We start from the raw sequence: 12862 nt of genomic DNA on the forward strand, positions 1-12862 counted from the left end.
TTCACCTCGTTGCTCGCGGTACTGAAGGTAGTCGCGCAGAGTCGCTCGCGCTACAAGCCGAGCGTCTTCTTCTTGGCCGCCTCAAAATCTTCGGCGGTGATGAGGCCCTGGTCAAGCATCTGCTTGTACTGGGCGAGCTTGGCGACCGGATCTTCTGCCGCGGGTGCGGCGGCAGGTGCTGCCGCCGCTGCGGGCGGCGCCTGCGGGGGCATCTGCTGCTGTGGCACCTGCTGCTGTTGAAAGTTCAACGCCTGGCCGGTCATGCCCAGTCCCATGCCCATCATCGCCATGTTGCCGCCACCGCCGTCGCCCGCGGCCTCGAAGCCGCGCGCCACCGACTGCTGCAGAAACGCGCCACCGCGGTTGCCAGAGAGAGCGTCGGCCTTCTTTACATCGCTCAGCAGCTTGCGGGTATCTTCGTCGTACTCGACCGCTTGAATTGCGACGCTGACGATCTCGAGCCCGCGTGCGCTGCGCCACTGGTACCCCGCCTCTACCGCAGCAGACAGCGACTGCGCGAAACCGAGCGAGTCGCTCTGAATGCGGGCCATACGATTGCCCTTGGCAGGGTCGTTCGTGTACGTCGAGAACGCGGGAGCGAGCGAAGACACGACCTCGTTGAACAGCTGCGCGGCGGCATCGTTATCGAGATCGGTGAAGTCAAAGATGCGCGCATCGCCGCTGTAATAGGTGTAGGGCACAAACTGCTTCACAAACAGGACCGGGTCGACGATGCGCGCGGTGTAACTACCGCGGGTCAGTGCGCCCACCTGAGTACCCAGGAATGCGTCATCCCAGTAAATCTCAGACTGTGTACCGAACCGGTTGTTCGGCAGCTCCTTCATGCTGACGTAGAAGCCCAGCTGCTGCGCGGCGGGCTGCCCGCCAAACTTAAACCGTTCCCACGACTGCTTCACCACGGGCGCGACAAAACCGTCGCCCGCAAACATCGACTTCGACTGCGGGTCATCGGGGCGGTACTCATACCCGCCCGGGTCGGCGATAAACCCGGTGAGCTGACCATCTTGAAACGTCAACAGGGCGTACCCCTCGGGCACGATCATTTTCGACCCGTTCGTGATGATGTTCTCAGAACCTCGCGTGTTCGACCCGCGACCTGCGTTCTGACCCTTCGCTACCGCCGGAAACAGCGCCGCCGTCGGCGCGAGGTTCTCGGGCGGAAGAAGAAAGTCAAGCCACTGGTCAGCGAACATGCCGCCGAGTGAGCCGGTAAATGCCTGTATGAAGCCCATGATGCCCCCTTGCGTCGCTTCGACCGAAGCTGGGCCGAAAGATTACGTTGCTCATGAGCCTAGCGCTCTGGCACCGTAATGCAACAGGCCGGAATCAACGCCAATAATGAGGTGGCATGCGCCCGAGTAGCGGCGATCACCATAGGCTGAGCACATGCGTAACGAACGGCACGAGCCCAAGCAAGCCCCCATTCGGCGGGCCCTGGCGCGCGCCTTCTGGCGGCTGTCGCGCTGGCAGCTGCAGCCCGAGAAGCAGCCCCCGGCGGGCCCGCGCATCTTGCTCGGTGCCCCACACACCTCAAACTTCGACTTCGTGCTCATGCTCGGCATCGCCTGGGAGGCGCGCATGCGCATCCACTGGCTCGGCAAGAAAGAACTGTTTCGCGGGCCGGCTGGCCCCGTGATGCGGGCGCTCGGCGGAATTCCCGTCGACAGGGCGAACCCCGAGCACCTGGTGGAGCAGATCACCGCGCGCGCCGGGCGCGACCCCGGGTTTTTGCTCGTCATCACCCCCGAGGGCACGCGCAGCGGGGCCGGTTGGCGCAGCGGCTTCTACCGCATCGCGTTCGCGGCCAATCTACCGGTCACCCTCGGGTATGTCGACGGCACCACGAAGACCGCTGGCCTCGGCCCGACGCTGTCACTCACGGGTGACGTCGTCGCCGACATGAACGAGGTGAGAGCCTTTTACCTCGACAAGTCGGGTGCGCGGCCGCAGCTGCGCACCGAGCCACGACTGCACGACGAAGCAGCGCTCACCCGCCTCCTCGCCACCGAACGACCGTCCCAGGAGTGAGCAGGGCGCCACTTGCGCACGTACGGGAGTATGGTGAAGGAGGGCGACGGAGCCGCCGTTCGCCACACAACCACGGAGGTTCTCATGGCCGACAGCTGGCTTTCCACGCTCATCACGTCTACCCCTGAAGAGGGCTTTGCGCTCGCCGTCAAGATGTCGCGCATGGGCGTCAAGACCACCCAGCCCGACGTCGAGGTGTTGCACAAGCTGCGCCCCGAGTACGCCGAGAACGCCGACAGCCTGACCGCCGCCTCGCAGGTCGTCGCGATCAACTTTCAGACCGTCGCGGCAGCGAACAACTACTGGCGCTAGCTGCACCGGACCGAGTAGAACGGACCAGGCACCGCTATGGCAGCACCGGCGCTGAATGCAGCCCAGGTTGAAGAGATCCTTGCACGCTCACGCGCGGGCGAAGGCCGCGCCGCGCTCGCCGCCGCCTATGGGGTTTCGGTGTACACGATTGACTCCGTACGGCGCGGCCGCACCCGCGGCGCGCAGGATTCACAGGCGCGCAGCCTGTCTGCCGCACAGGCCGAACAGATCAGGCAGCGACACACCGCGGGTGAGACGCAGACCGCACTCGCCGCAGAGTTCGGCACAAGCCAGCAGGTCGTAAGCCAGATCGTGCGCGGCGTCACCTATAAGTAGCCGCGTGCGCCCCCGGCTGCGCGAGAATTTGCGCTGCGGCACGAGCCCCGGCTCGTGCCGCAGCGACAGGATCCGGATCACGGGCGAACGAGGCCAGAAAGCCCGCGGCAAAATGGTCACCCGCGCCCGTCGTGTCGACGATCTTGGGCACGGGCGGCACCGGCACCTCGATGCTGTGCGCGCTGGTGCTGTGCGCGCTGGCGCTGCGCAGCAGCACCGGGCCGCCGCCGCGCTTGATCACCCAGAGCGCGCCGCGCGGTGGGGCGGTGTGAGGGAGCCCGAGCAGGGCGGCCTCTTCTTCGTTCGCAAACAGCACCCGGGGGGCGATGCGCCCGAGCAGGTCTTGCACCCGGCTAAGCCCCATCTGCTCGATGAGTCCCACCGACGACGCGTCAACGCTGAGTGGAATGCCGCGCGCCTTCGCGCCAGCGCACAGCCGCTCGAACACGGCCGACTCGCGGGGTGAGTCAAAGCCGTAGAGGGGCACGTGCAACCAGTCGAGGCCGTCGAGCCACGCAGGGGTGAACGGTTCGACGGCGCGCGCCGTGGAACGATCCGGCATCATCGTGCGCTCGCCGCTCGCATCGATCAATATGACGATCGTGTCGCTGCGTTCGCCGCGCTGCGCACGCACATCGACCCCCGAGGCAGTGAGATCTCGCACGAGCCCGTCACCGGCGGCGTCGCGCCCGACGCGCGTGATGAGGCGAGAAGCGCAGCCGTGCACCGCGAGGGCGTGCGCCACGTTCGCGGCGCTCCCGCCGCGCACACGAAAGATCTGCGACGGTGTATCGGTGCCGTAGGCGATCTCGCCGCTCAGCCAGACGATGATGTCTTCAACAAGGTCGCCGGCCACCCCGACGAGCGGTGTGGCTCTCAACCGACGTGACCCATCGCCGCTGCGATCTGCGCCCCGAGCGCGACATTGCCGCGGTACGCGGCGAGGTTGGCGCGCATGCTCTCACCCTGCGTGTTCTTGGCGATGTAGTCGAGCAAGAACGGGGTGGTGTCGTGGCCTGCGATGCCCAGTTCTTCGGCCTCGGCCCACGCCTGCGCCAGCATCGCGTCGTGCAGCGCGGGGTCAAGTTGCTCGCTCACCGGCACCGGGTTGGCCACCAGAATCGTGGAGTCAATGCCGAGCGCATCGCGGGCGTCGGCCATGCGTGCGATCTCGTCGGGGGAGTCGGCCGAGTACTCGAGCGTAAAGCCCGAGTCAGACACGTAGAATCCGGGGTACTGGGTTGTACGGTAGCCGATCACCGCGAGGTTGAGTGTCTCGAGCCGCTCGAGGGTGAGACCGATGTCGAGGATCGACTTGACGCCCGCGCTCACCACGACGAGCGGCAGTGTCGCGAGCGTGCCCAGATCGGCGGATTCGTCGAAGCTCGTCGCAGCGCCGCGGTGCACGCCGCCGAGGCCGCCCGTTGAGAATACGCGCACGCCCGCGCGCGAGGCCAGATACCCGGTGGCGGCCACGGTCGTGCCGGCGCTCAGTTGTTTGCCGACAGCGACGGGCAGGTCGCGCAGGCTCGCCTTCACCGCGCTGTCATCGCGTGAGAGCTGCACGATCTCATCGGGTGAAAGACCCACGGTGGGCCTGCCGTTGACCACCCCGATTGTTGCGGGCACGACGCCCGCTTCTCGCACCTGCTGCTCGGTCGCGAGGGCCAGCTCTTCGTTGTGGGGGCGGGGGAGACCGTGGGTAAAGATCGTTGATTCGAGCGCCAGCACGGGTGCACCCGCGGCGACAGCTTCACGCACCTCGGCTGAAACTTGGATCAAGTCTTGAGACATTAGTGTGCCCTTCTTCGCGTTCGCCCCGTTGCGAACTCGCGTGCGGCCACCCTACGCCGCAAAACCCCGGTCGGGCAAGCATGCGCGAAGCACCACTGGCTAACGTCACAAGTCGGTCACAAAGCGCACCGGCGGGGTTTACTCTCGGGCGTGTCGTGGCGATACTTGACGGCACATGAAACCCGGGTTTCGGTCGGGTTTGGTAAGCAGGTTTGATCAGCAGGTTCCAGTCAGCACGAGGATGTGATGCACATGGTGGGACGCGTCGACGTAGCGCGCCTGGCGGGCGTAAGCCCCGCCGTCGTGTCTTACGTGCTCAACGGCTCGCACCCGGTGTCGGACGAGACCAGGCTGCGCGTCGAAGCCGCGATCGAAGAACTCGACTACCGCCCCAACGCGCTCGCCCGCAGCCTCGCGACCTCGCGCTCGCACACCATCGGGCTGCTGTTGCCCGACTCGTCGAACCCGTACTTCGCGGAGCTCGCCTCGGCCGTCGAAGACGCGGCGCTGCGTGCAGGCTTTGTGGTGCTGCTGGGCAACGGTGCAGACGACGCGGCGCGCGAACTCGGGTACCTGCGTGCATTCCAAGACCGCCAGGTCGATGGTGTGATCGCCGTGTTTGGGGCGGGCGTCGAAGCGGGCTGGCACGAAATCAATAAGCGGCACATGCCCGCGATCTCCCTCGACCGTCTACCACCCGGCCTCGACGTACCATCCGTCGTCGTCGACAACGTCGGCGGGGCGCGCACTGCCACGGAGCACCTCATTACACACGGGCGCACCCGCATCGCCTGCATCACGGGTGGCGCAGAGCTCTCATCGGCGCAGGATCGAGCCACCGGCTGGCGTGAGGCGCTCGCCGCCGCGGGGCTCCCCGCACAAGACGAAATGGGGCACTCGCTGCTGCGCTACGGTGACTTCACCGTAGATGCGGGCTACGTCATGGCGGCGCAGCTGCTTGCGGCTTCACCGGGGGTTGACGCGATCTTCGTCGCCTCCGACCTACAGGCGATGGGGGTGCTGCGCGCACTGGCAGACGCCGAGAGGGTGCCAGGAGCCGATATCGCCGTAGTGGGGTTTGACGGCACCAAGCTGAGTGAGTACACGACGCCCCGGCTCACCACCGTGACTCAGCCTTATGCGCGCCTCGCCGAGGAAGCCGTGGGAATGCTGTCTGCGCTCATGGGACGCTCGGGTTCACACGCAGATTCAGACTCGGACTCAGACGCAACGCACGCTGACACCGCAGCGCACCTGACGCTGCCCACCGAGCTGACACGCCGGGACACCTGCGGCTGCGGGCCGCCCTAGAGCGGGCCGCCCTCGCGTTTCTATCCAAATACTTCACCACACGAACAAGGGAGTTCTCATGAAGAAGAAATTCGTGCTCAGCACACTCGCGCTCGCGGCGACCGCCGCGCTCGCTCTCTCGGGCTGTAGCGGCGGCTCGGGCGGCGATGCCGGCGGCGGTAGCGACGGCGACGCAGGGTCAGCAGGCGACGCCCCGTACAAGATCGCAAACGTCGTCAACGGTAACCTCGGCGACCAAGGGTTCTTCGATGACGCCGAGCGCGGCATCGAAGAGCTGAAGAGCCAGGGCAACGAGACGAAGACGCTGCAGGCCGACGTCAATAACCCGGCACAGTGGAAGGCGAACCTCGAGTCTGTCTCGACGGGCGACTGGGACGTGGTGGTGACGGGCACCACCCAAATGACCGACATCTTGGCTGAGGCCGCCCCCAAGTTCCCCGACCAGCAGTACGTCTACTACGACTCGGTCGTTGACGCGCCCAATGTGGCATCGATCGTGTACAAGCAGAACGAGGGCTCATACCTTGCAGGGGTGCTCGCCGCGCTCGCCATCACCAACACCGACCAGTTTCCGCTTGCTGAGGGGTCAACCAAGGTGGGTGTCGTGGGTGGCATGGACATTCCCGTGATTAACGACTTTGTGGTCGGCTTCAAGAAGGGCGTCGAGTCCGTCGACCCCAAGATAGATGTGCTCGTGAGCTACGTGGGTGACTTCGCAGACTCTGCGAAGGGGTACGACCTCGGCAAGGGCATGTTTGATGACGGTGCAGGCGTCGTGTTTCAGGTCGCGGGCGGCGCGGGCGTGGGCGCACTCCAGGCCGCAAAGGACGCGAACAAGTACGGCATCGGCGTCGACAGCAACCAAAACACGCTGCAGGAGGGGCACATTCTCGCCTCGATGCTCAAGAACATCGGCAATTCGATCGTGCTCGCCGTGAACGATGCGAAAGACGGCAAGCTCAAGTTCGGTGAGACCACCGCGTACGGCCTCGCAAACGACGGCGTCGGCCTCACATTCGACGACAACGGCGGGCTCGTACCCGACGACATGATCGCGCAGATCGACGAGTACAAGCAGAAGGTGATCTCGGGCGAGATCGAGGTGCCCACCGCGAGCGAATAGCCGCGCACGCTCCTCACCCGTGGTGGCTCCCAACCCCGGGGGCCACCACGTCACACCAACGGGACCACACGGGAATGGACCTCACATGAACACCGCGGTGGAAGCCACAGCGCCGATTCTAGAGCTGCGCGGCATCACGAAAACGTTTGGCGACAAGGTCGCAAACGAGAACGTCTCGGTCTCGTTTTGGCCGGGGCGCGTACACGCGATCGTCGGCGAAAACGGGGCAGGCAAGACGACCCTCATGAACATGATCTCGGGCAACCTGCAACCGAACGCCGGGCAGATCCTGTTCGACGGGGCGCAGGTCACCGTCGAAGACCCCAACCGGGCCGACGCGCTCGGCATAGGCATGGTGCACCAGCACTTCAAACTGGTGCCCTCACTGTCGGTCGCCTCGAACATTTTTCTCGGCAAAGAACTCACGACGCCGCTCGGCAAACTCGACCAGCAGGCGATGGCCGCACGGGTCACCGAACTATCAGAGAAGTTTGGGCTCGCCATTGACCCCACCGAGATCGTGCAAGACCTCTCGGTGGGCGAACGGCAGCGCGTCGAAATCTTGAAGGCGCTGTCACACGACACCAGGCTGCTGATTCTCGACGAGCCCACCGCCGTGCTCACCCCGGCAGAAGCCGATGAGCTCTTCGTGGTCGTACACGACCTCGCCGCCAAGGGGTGCGCCGTCGTGTTCATCTCACACAAGCTCGGTGAGGTGCTCGCCGTCGCCGACGACATCACCGTGATTCGCGACGGCAAACACATCGCCACCCAACAGGCTGCGGGCCTCAGTCAGTCAGACATCGCCACCATGATGGTCGGGCGCGAAGTGCTGCTGCGCATCAAACACACCGACGCCCACCCCTCAGACGAGGTGCTCTCGCTCGAAAACGTGTCGGCCGTCGACTCCCGCGGCATCATCGCGGTCAACAACGTCTCCCTCTCGGTGCGCCGCGGCGAGATCGTGGGCATCGCGGGAGTCGAAGGCAACGGCCAATCTGAACTGGCCGGCATGGTCTCAGGCATGCACGAGGTGCCGCGGGGCACGATCCGGATCGCGGGAAAGAACATGACCCGGGCGAGCGTGCGGGCACGCCGCGAAGCAGGCCTCGCCTACGTGCCAGAAGACCGGCACGACGAGGGAGCAGGGCCCGCGCTCAGCATCACCGAGAACATCGCGGCTATCAACCTCGCGCCCAAGAGCGTCACCCCGCCGATCACGCGCGCAGGCTGGCTGTCGCTGTCACACGCCCGCGACTACGCCAAAAAACTGATCGCGAAGTTCGACGTGCGTGGCGCAGCTCCCGCGACGGTGATCGGTGACCTGTCGGGCGGCAACATGCAGAAGGTGATCATCGCGCGCGAGTTCAGTGCCGACCCCGAGCTGCTCGTCATCTCACAACCCACCCGCGGCGTCGACGTCGGCGCCATGGAGTTTGTACACAACTCGATCGTGGCGGCACGAGACCGCGGCGCAGGCGTGCTGCTCGTGTCGGCAGACCTGAACGAGGTGATGAGCCTGTCAGACCGGCTGCTCGTCATGTTTCGGGGCGAGTTCGTGGCCGAGTTCACCCAAGAAAACATGAGCGAAGTGGCCGTGGGGCTCGCAATGGCCGGCACCAAGCCGACACCCGAGGCGCTCGCCGCAGCTGAAGCGGCCCACGCCGCGGCTCGGGCAGGGCTCGACGCAGGCATCGACACCACCAGTGGCGCGAAGAGCGCCACCAGCCAGGTCGTCACCGACAGTGTGCAGGTCGCGGCGCCAGAGTTTGACACGACCGCCGTGACGATCCCGCCAGACGCACCACCAAGGTTTTTCGCGACGCTCGCCTCGCGCGCGTTCACGGGGGCCGCGCAGCCGGTACTGGCGGTGCTCGTCGCCCTGGTTATTGGCGCATTCGTGATCCTCGCGATCGGCAAGAACCCCATCGAAGCGTACATCGAGCTCTTCACCTCGGGCTGGCGCACCCCGTTTGGCATCGCGAACACGATCGCCATGTTCGTACCGCTCGCCATCGTGTCTGCCGCGACCATCGTCTCGTTCAGAGCAGGCTTCTTCAACATCGGAGCCGAGGGGCAAATGTACTTCGGGGCGTTCTTTGGCGCCTACGCCGGGTTTACCTTCACCGACCTGCCACCCCTCACCCTCACCGTGCTCGTACTCGGCTTCGGCACCCTCGCGGGCGCCCTCTGGGGACTGCTGCCCGGCTGGCTCTACGGCTTCTGGCGCGTCGACATCATCGTCACCACCCTGCTGCTCAGCGAAGTGGCGATGCTCATCACCAACTTCTTCGTCACCGGCCCCTTCCAAGACAAGACCGCAGGCATCGCCGGGTCAGCGAAGATCGCCCCCGAAGCGAGACTCACCATGTTCGACGCTGCCCACGGCTTCGGGCCAGACCTCATCATCGCCCTCATCGTGGCGATCATCATCGCCCTAGTACTGAACCGCTCAGCGTGGGGGCTCAAAGTGAAACAGCTCGGTGAGATGAACCGCTTCGCCCAGTACACCGGCGTATCAGTGAAGCGCATGTCGATCCAGGTGATGGTGCTCTCGGGCGCCGTCGCAGGCTTCGCAGGCGCCCTCTACGTCATCGGACCCAACGGCGGCAGGTTTCTGCAGCAGTTCTCACCCGGCTTCGGGTTTCTCGCGATCACGGTCGCGCTGCTCGCGCGCCTCAACCCCTGGGCCTCGCTCGTCGCGGCCCTGTTCTACGCGACCATGATGGCCGGATCCACCGGCATCCAAGCCATCGGCGTCCCATTTCCCATCGTCAACGTGCTGCAGGGCCTCATCATCATCGCGATCACCGCCACGATCGCGTGGAACTGGAGAAACCTCAAACGCGGCGCGGGCGGCGCTGGCCTCACCGACACCACCAAGTTTGAAAAACTCGAGGGGAGCGCAGCCTGATGGAACTCATCGGCAACATCTTCACGCTCGGCATGCTCGGCGTGATCCTACTCAAGGTCACCCCCATCTTGCTCGCCGCCATCGGCGGAGCGTTCACACAGACCGGCAATATCTTGAACATCGGGCTCGAGGGCATGATGCTCACGGGAGCATTCGCCGCCATCGCAGTCGGCGCCGTCACGAACCCCTACATCGGCATCATCGCCGCCCTCGGAGCCGGGCTCCTCATGGCCGTGATCTTCGCGGTCGCCGCCCTCGTGTTCAAAGCCGACTTCATCGTCGTAGGTATTGGCATCAACCTACTGGCCGTCGGCCTCACCGTGCTCATGCTCACCGTGCTCTACGGTAACGCCGGCGCCACCCCGGGCGACGTCAAAGCAATCCTGCCGCGCATCGACCTCGGCCCCATCGGCGACATCCCCGTCATCGGCAACGCACTCAACAACCAAACCCTGCTCGTGTGGGTCGCCATCATCGCGGTACCCATCTACGCATACGTGCTCTACCGCACCAGGTACGGCGTGCACCTGCGCGCCGTCGGTGAAGACGAACCCGCCGCCGTCGCCGCAGGCATCAACGTGTTTCGCGTCAAATTCATCTCCATCCTCATCTCAGGCGCACTCTCAGGCATCGCCGGTGCACAGCTCGCCATGGCCACCGTCGGATCCTTCACCTCGGGCATGACCGCCTCACGCGGATTCATCGCCGTCGCCGCCCTCACCTTCGGCCTCGCCAGGCCCTACCGCACCATGGTCGCCTGCCTCATCTTCGGCGCCGCAGACGCCCTCGCCGACAGACTCGGACTCCTGGGCGCCAACTCATCACTCTCGCTCACCGTGCCCTACGTCATCACCATCATCGCGCTCGTCTTCGCCTCCGTACGCGTACGCGCGGCCCTCAAAGCCCGCACGCGCAAGGCGCTCGCCGCAAGAGACAAAAACACGGGCCAGCCCGGATCCGGAACGAAACAAGAGGTAACGGCGTGAGTACCCAGCACGCACGAGGGGCCCAGCAGACCTGCGAGAAGATCATTCTCGATTGCGACCCCGGCCACGACGATGCGATCGCGATTCTGCTCGCGGCGGCGAGCCCCGCGATCGAGCTGCTCGGCATCACCACCGTCGCGGGTAACCACTCGCTCGACAACGTCACGCGCAATGCGCAGGCCGTGTGCCAGATCGCTGGCATCGATGTGCCCATCGCGCGGGGCGCAGACCGCCCGCTCGTCACACCGCAGATCGTGTCAGAAGACATTCACGGCGACACCGGCATGGACGGCCCGGTGCTGCCAGAGGTCACCGGCACGCTCGACCCGAGGCACGCCGGCGACCTGATTATTGACACCGTACTCACCCACGATCCGGGCACCGTCACCCTGGTGCCCACCGGCCCGCTCACGAACATCGCGCTCGCCATGCGCAAAGCACCCGAGATCGTCGGCCGCGTGCGCCGAGTGATACTCATGGGCGGTTCGTACACACGCGGCAATGTGACGCCCGCCGCCGAGTACAACATTTACGTCGACCCCGAAGCCGCGGAGGCCGTGTTTCGAGGGGAGTGGGAGGTGACGATGGTGGGGCTCGACCTCACCCACCAGGCGCTCGCCACCGACGAGCTGCAAGCGCGCGTACGCCAGGCCGGCGAAGCGACGGGCGGCCGCGGGCGCGAGGTCGCCCAGTTCATGCTCGACATCTGGGAGTTCTTCGGCACGACCTACCGCGAAGTCTTCGACTTCGACGCGCCCCCGGTGCACGACGCGTGCTGCGTCGCCGCTCTCATCGCTCCGGATCTCTTGCGAACCGAGCTCGCCCACGTCAGCGTCGAACTCCACGGGGAATGGACGAAGGGGCAAACCGTGGTCAACTTCGCGACCAAGCCGGGCATGCACCACGCCACGGGAGTCGCAGACCGCATGACCGACACGCGCACCCTCGTCGCGACCGAACTCGACTGGAGCCGCTTCGCCGATATCGTCGTCGAAGCGGTGCACCAGCTCGGCACCGCCCGATACGCTTAAACATACGATTTGCCGCCCTCGATCAGCGGCTCAAGGAGGCCTGACATGGCGACAAAAATGATTCTCGACTGTGACACCGGCGTCGATGACACCATGGCGATTATGTACGCGGCGCTGCACCCCGACATTGACCTGCTCGCGGTGGGCACAGTGTGGGGCAACGTCGAGGTCGAGCGCGGCACGCGCAATACGCTGCGCGTGCTCGACATCGTGGGACGCAGTGATGTGCCGGTGGCGCAGGGAGCGGCGGGCCCGCTGCTGGGAGGCCCCACCGAGTACGCGTACCACGTGCACGGTAACGACGGTCAGGGCAATGCGGGCGACGACGAGCCCGTGCGCGCCGCAGCAGCTACGACCGCCGCGCAACAGATCATTGACATCGTTCGCCAGCACCCCGGCGAGGTGTGGCTCGTACCGGTGGGCCCGCTGACCAACATCGCGGCGGCGCTGGTACTTGACCCCGAGCTGCCGAAGCTCGTCGCGGGCGTGTCCTTGATGGGCGGATCAGCAGCGGCGCCTGGCAACGTGTCGTTTGTGGCCGAGGCCAATATTTGGCATGACGCTGAGGCCGCACAGGCAGTGTTCGCGGCCCCCTGGCCGATCATCATGGCAGGGCTTGACGTCACCATGAAGGTGCTCATCACAGCTGAACACCGCGACCAGATGCTCGCGGGCGGGCCCGCGGGCCAGTACATGGGGCGCATTATTGACTTCTACGGCGAGTTCTACCGCGATGTGGTGTTTGGTGACTGGAGCTGTGCAATGCACGACTCGATCGCAGTTGCGGCGGCGGCTGGGCACCTCGATGTGTCGCTCGCGCCGGTCGTGAACGTCGAGGTGGATACGACGGGAGGGCCCGGTCACGGGCAGACCCTCGTCGACCTGCGGGGTAAGTATCGTGGATACCCGCAGCAAGAGGGCGCACACACGACGGTGCTGCTTGAGATCTCTGATGAGATCGCAGACACCGTGGTTGACCTGATCACCGACTTTCAGGGCGCGTAGC

Annotated in this window: 12 protein-coding genes; 9 read left to right on the top strand and 3 right to left on the bottom strand. The window is 65.4% G+C overall.

Annotated elements, in window-relative coordinates; genetic code table 11:
* Positions 1–50: 50 nt before the first annotated feature.
* Positions 51–1253 (bottom strand): SHOCT domain-containing protein, encoded by a 1203-nt coding sequence (locus tag ACXR2T_RS11310; protein WP_458837641.1) that lies wholly within the window; start codon positions 1251–1253, stop codon positions 51–53.
* Positions 1254–1407: 154 nt separating this feature from the next.
* On the opposite strand from ACXR2T_RS11310, the gene ACXR2T_RS11315 reads away from it, so the two are divergent.
* The 3 genes from ACXR2T_RS11315 to ACXR2T_RS11325 all read left to right on the top strand — a co-directional run bounded on the left by ACXR2T_RS11315 (position 1408) and on the right by ACXR2T_RS11325 (position 2697).
* A complete protein-coding gene (locus ACXR2T_RS11315; protein WP_458837642.1) occupies positions 1408–2049 on the top strand; it encodes a 1-acyl-sn-glycerol-3-phosphate acyltransferase in 642 nt (213 codons plus the stop codon).
* Between the two features lie 84 nt (positions 2050–2133).
* Positions 2134–2361, top strand: a complete 228-nt coding sequence (locus ACXR2T_RS11320) for a hexameric tyrosine-coordinated heme protein (RefSeq protein WP_458815325.1) — start codon at positions 2134–2136, stop codon at positions 2359–2361.
* Between the two features lie 36 nt (positions 2362–2397).
* Positions 2398–2697: a hypothetical protein gene (locus ACXR2T_RS11325; RefSeq protein ID WP_458815327.1), complete on the top strand. Its 300-nt coding sequence runs from the start codon at positions 2398–2400 to the stop codon at positions 2695–2697.
* Here ACXR2T_RS11325 and ACXR2T_RS11330 read toward each other — a convergent pair.
* Both ACXR2T_RS11330 and ACXR2T_RS11335 read right to left on the bottom strand, forming a co-directional pair.
* On the bottom strand, positions 2684–3577 hold the full coding sequence (locus ACXR2T_RS11330; protein WP_458837643.1) for a carbohydrate kinase family protein: 894 nt from the start codon (positions 3575–3577) through the stop codon (positions 2684–2686). The genes ACXR2T_RS11325 and ACXR2T_RS11330 overlap by 14 nt on opposite strands.
* Positions 3574–4491, bottom strand: a complete 918-nt coding sequence (locus tag ACXR2T_RS11335; protein WP_458837645.1) for a pseudouridine-5'-phosphate glycosidase — start codon at positions 4489–4491, stop codon at positions 3574–3576. Before ACXR2T_RS11335 ends, ACXR2T_RS11330 begins: the two co-directional genes overlap by 4 nt.
* Positions 4492–4743: 252 nt before the next feature.
* On the opposite strand from ACXR2T_RS11335, the gene ACXR2T_RS11340 reads away from it, so the two are divergent.
* The 6 genes from ACXR2T_RS11340 to ACXR2T_RS11365 all read left to right on the top strand — a co-directional run bounded on the left by ACXR2T_RS11340 (position 4744) and on the right by ACXR2T_RS11365 (position 12861).
* Positions 4744–5802, top strand: a complete 1059-nt coding sequence (locus ACXR2T_RS11340) for a LacI family DNA-binding transcriptional regulator (RefSeq protein WP_458837646.1) — start codon at positions 4744–4746, stop codon at positions 5800–5802.
* A 58-nt stretch (positions 5803–5860) separates the two neighbouring features.
* Positions 5861–6925: a BMP family lipoprotein gene (locus ACXR2T_RS11345; protein WP_458815335.1), complete on the top strand. Its 1065-nt coding sequence runs from the start codon at positions 5861–5863 to the stop codon at positions 6923–6925.
* Positions 6926–7010: 85 nt separating this feature from the next.
* Entirely contained in the window at positions 7011–9839 is a 2829-nt protein-coding gene (locus ACXR2T_RS11350; protein WP_458837648.1) for an ATP-binding cassette domain-containing protein, read from the top strand.
* Positions 9839–10825, top strand: coding sequence for an ABC transporter permease (locus tag ACXR2T_RS11355; protein ID WP_458815339.1), 987 nt, complete (start codon positions 9839–9841; stop codon positions 10823–10825). Before ACXR2T_RS11350 ends, ACXR2T_RS11355 begins: the two co-directional genes overlap by 1 nt.
* Complete coding sequence (locus tag ACXR2T_RS11360) at positions 10822–11856, top strand: nucleoside hydrolase (protein WP_458837649.1); 1035 nt, start codon at positions 10822–10824, stop codon at positions 11854–11856. The genes ACXR2T_RS11355 and ACXR2T_RS11360 overlap by 4 nt, the downstream gene beginning before the upstream one ends.
* 45 nt (positions 11857–11901) lie before the next feature.
* A complete protein-coding gene (locus ACXR2T_RS11365; protein WP_458837650.1) occupies positions 11902–12861 on the top strand; it encodes a nucleoside hydrolase in 960 nt (319 codons plus the stop codon).
* The last annotated feature ends 1 nt before the right edge of the window (position 12862 follow it).

The organism is Leucobacter faecis, assembly GCF_054456635.2.

Coding starts and splice junctions, on each gene's coding strand:
- ACXR2T_RS11325 (WP_458815327.1), top strand. CDS start 2,398: ATGGCAGCACCGGCGCTGAATGCAGCCCAGGTTGAAGAGATCCTTGCA.
- ACXR2T_RS11355 (WP_458815339.1), top strand. CDS start 9,839: ATGGAACTCATCGGCAACATCTTCACGCTCGGCATGCTCGGCGTGATC.
- ACXR2T_RS11345 (WP_458815335.1), top strand. CDS start 5,861: ATGAAGAAGAAATTCGTGCTCAGCACACTCGCGCTCGCGGCGACCGCC.
- ACXR2T_RS11310 (WP_458837641.1), bottom strand. CDS start 1,253: ATGGGCTTCATACAGGCATTTACCGGCTCACTCGGCGGCATGTTCGCT.
- ACXR2T_RS11320 (WP_458815325.1), top strand. CDS start 2,134: ATGGCCGACAGCTGGCTTTCCACGCTCATCACGTCTACCCCTGAAGAG.
- ACXR2T_RS11365 (WP_458837650.1), top strand. CDS start 11,902: ATGGCGACAAAAATGATTCTCGACTGTGACACCGGCGTCGATGACACC.
- ACXR2T_RS11335 (WP_458837645.1), bottom strand. CDS start 4,491: ATGTCTCAAGACTTGATCCAAGTTTCAGCCGAGGTGCGTGAAGCTGTC.
- ACXR2T_RS11315 (WP_458837642.1), top strand. CDS start 1,408: ATGCGTAACGAACGGCACGAGCCCAAGCAAGCCCCCATTCGGCGGGCC.
- ACXR2T_RS11340 (WP_458837646.1), top strand. CDS start 4,744: ATGGTGGGACGCGTCGACGTAGCGCGCCTGGCGGGCGTAAGCCCCGCC.
- ACXR2T_RS11350 (WP_458837648.1), top strand. CDS start 7,011: ATGAACACCGCGGTGGAAGCCACAGCGCCGATTCTAGAGCTGCGCGGC.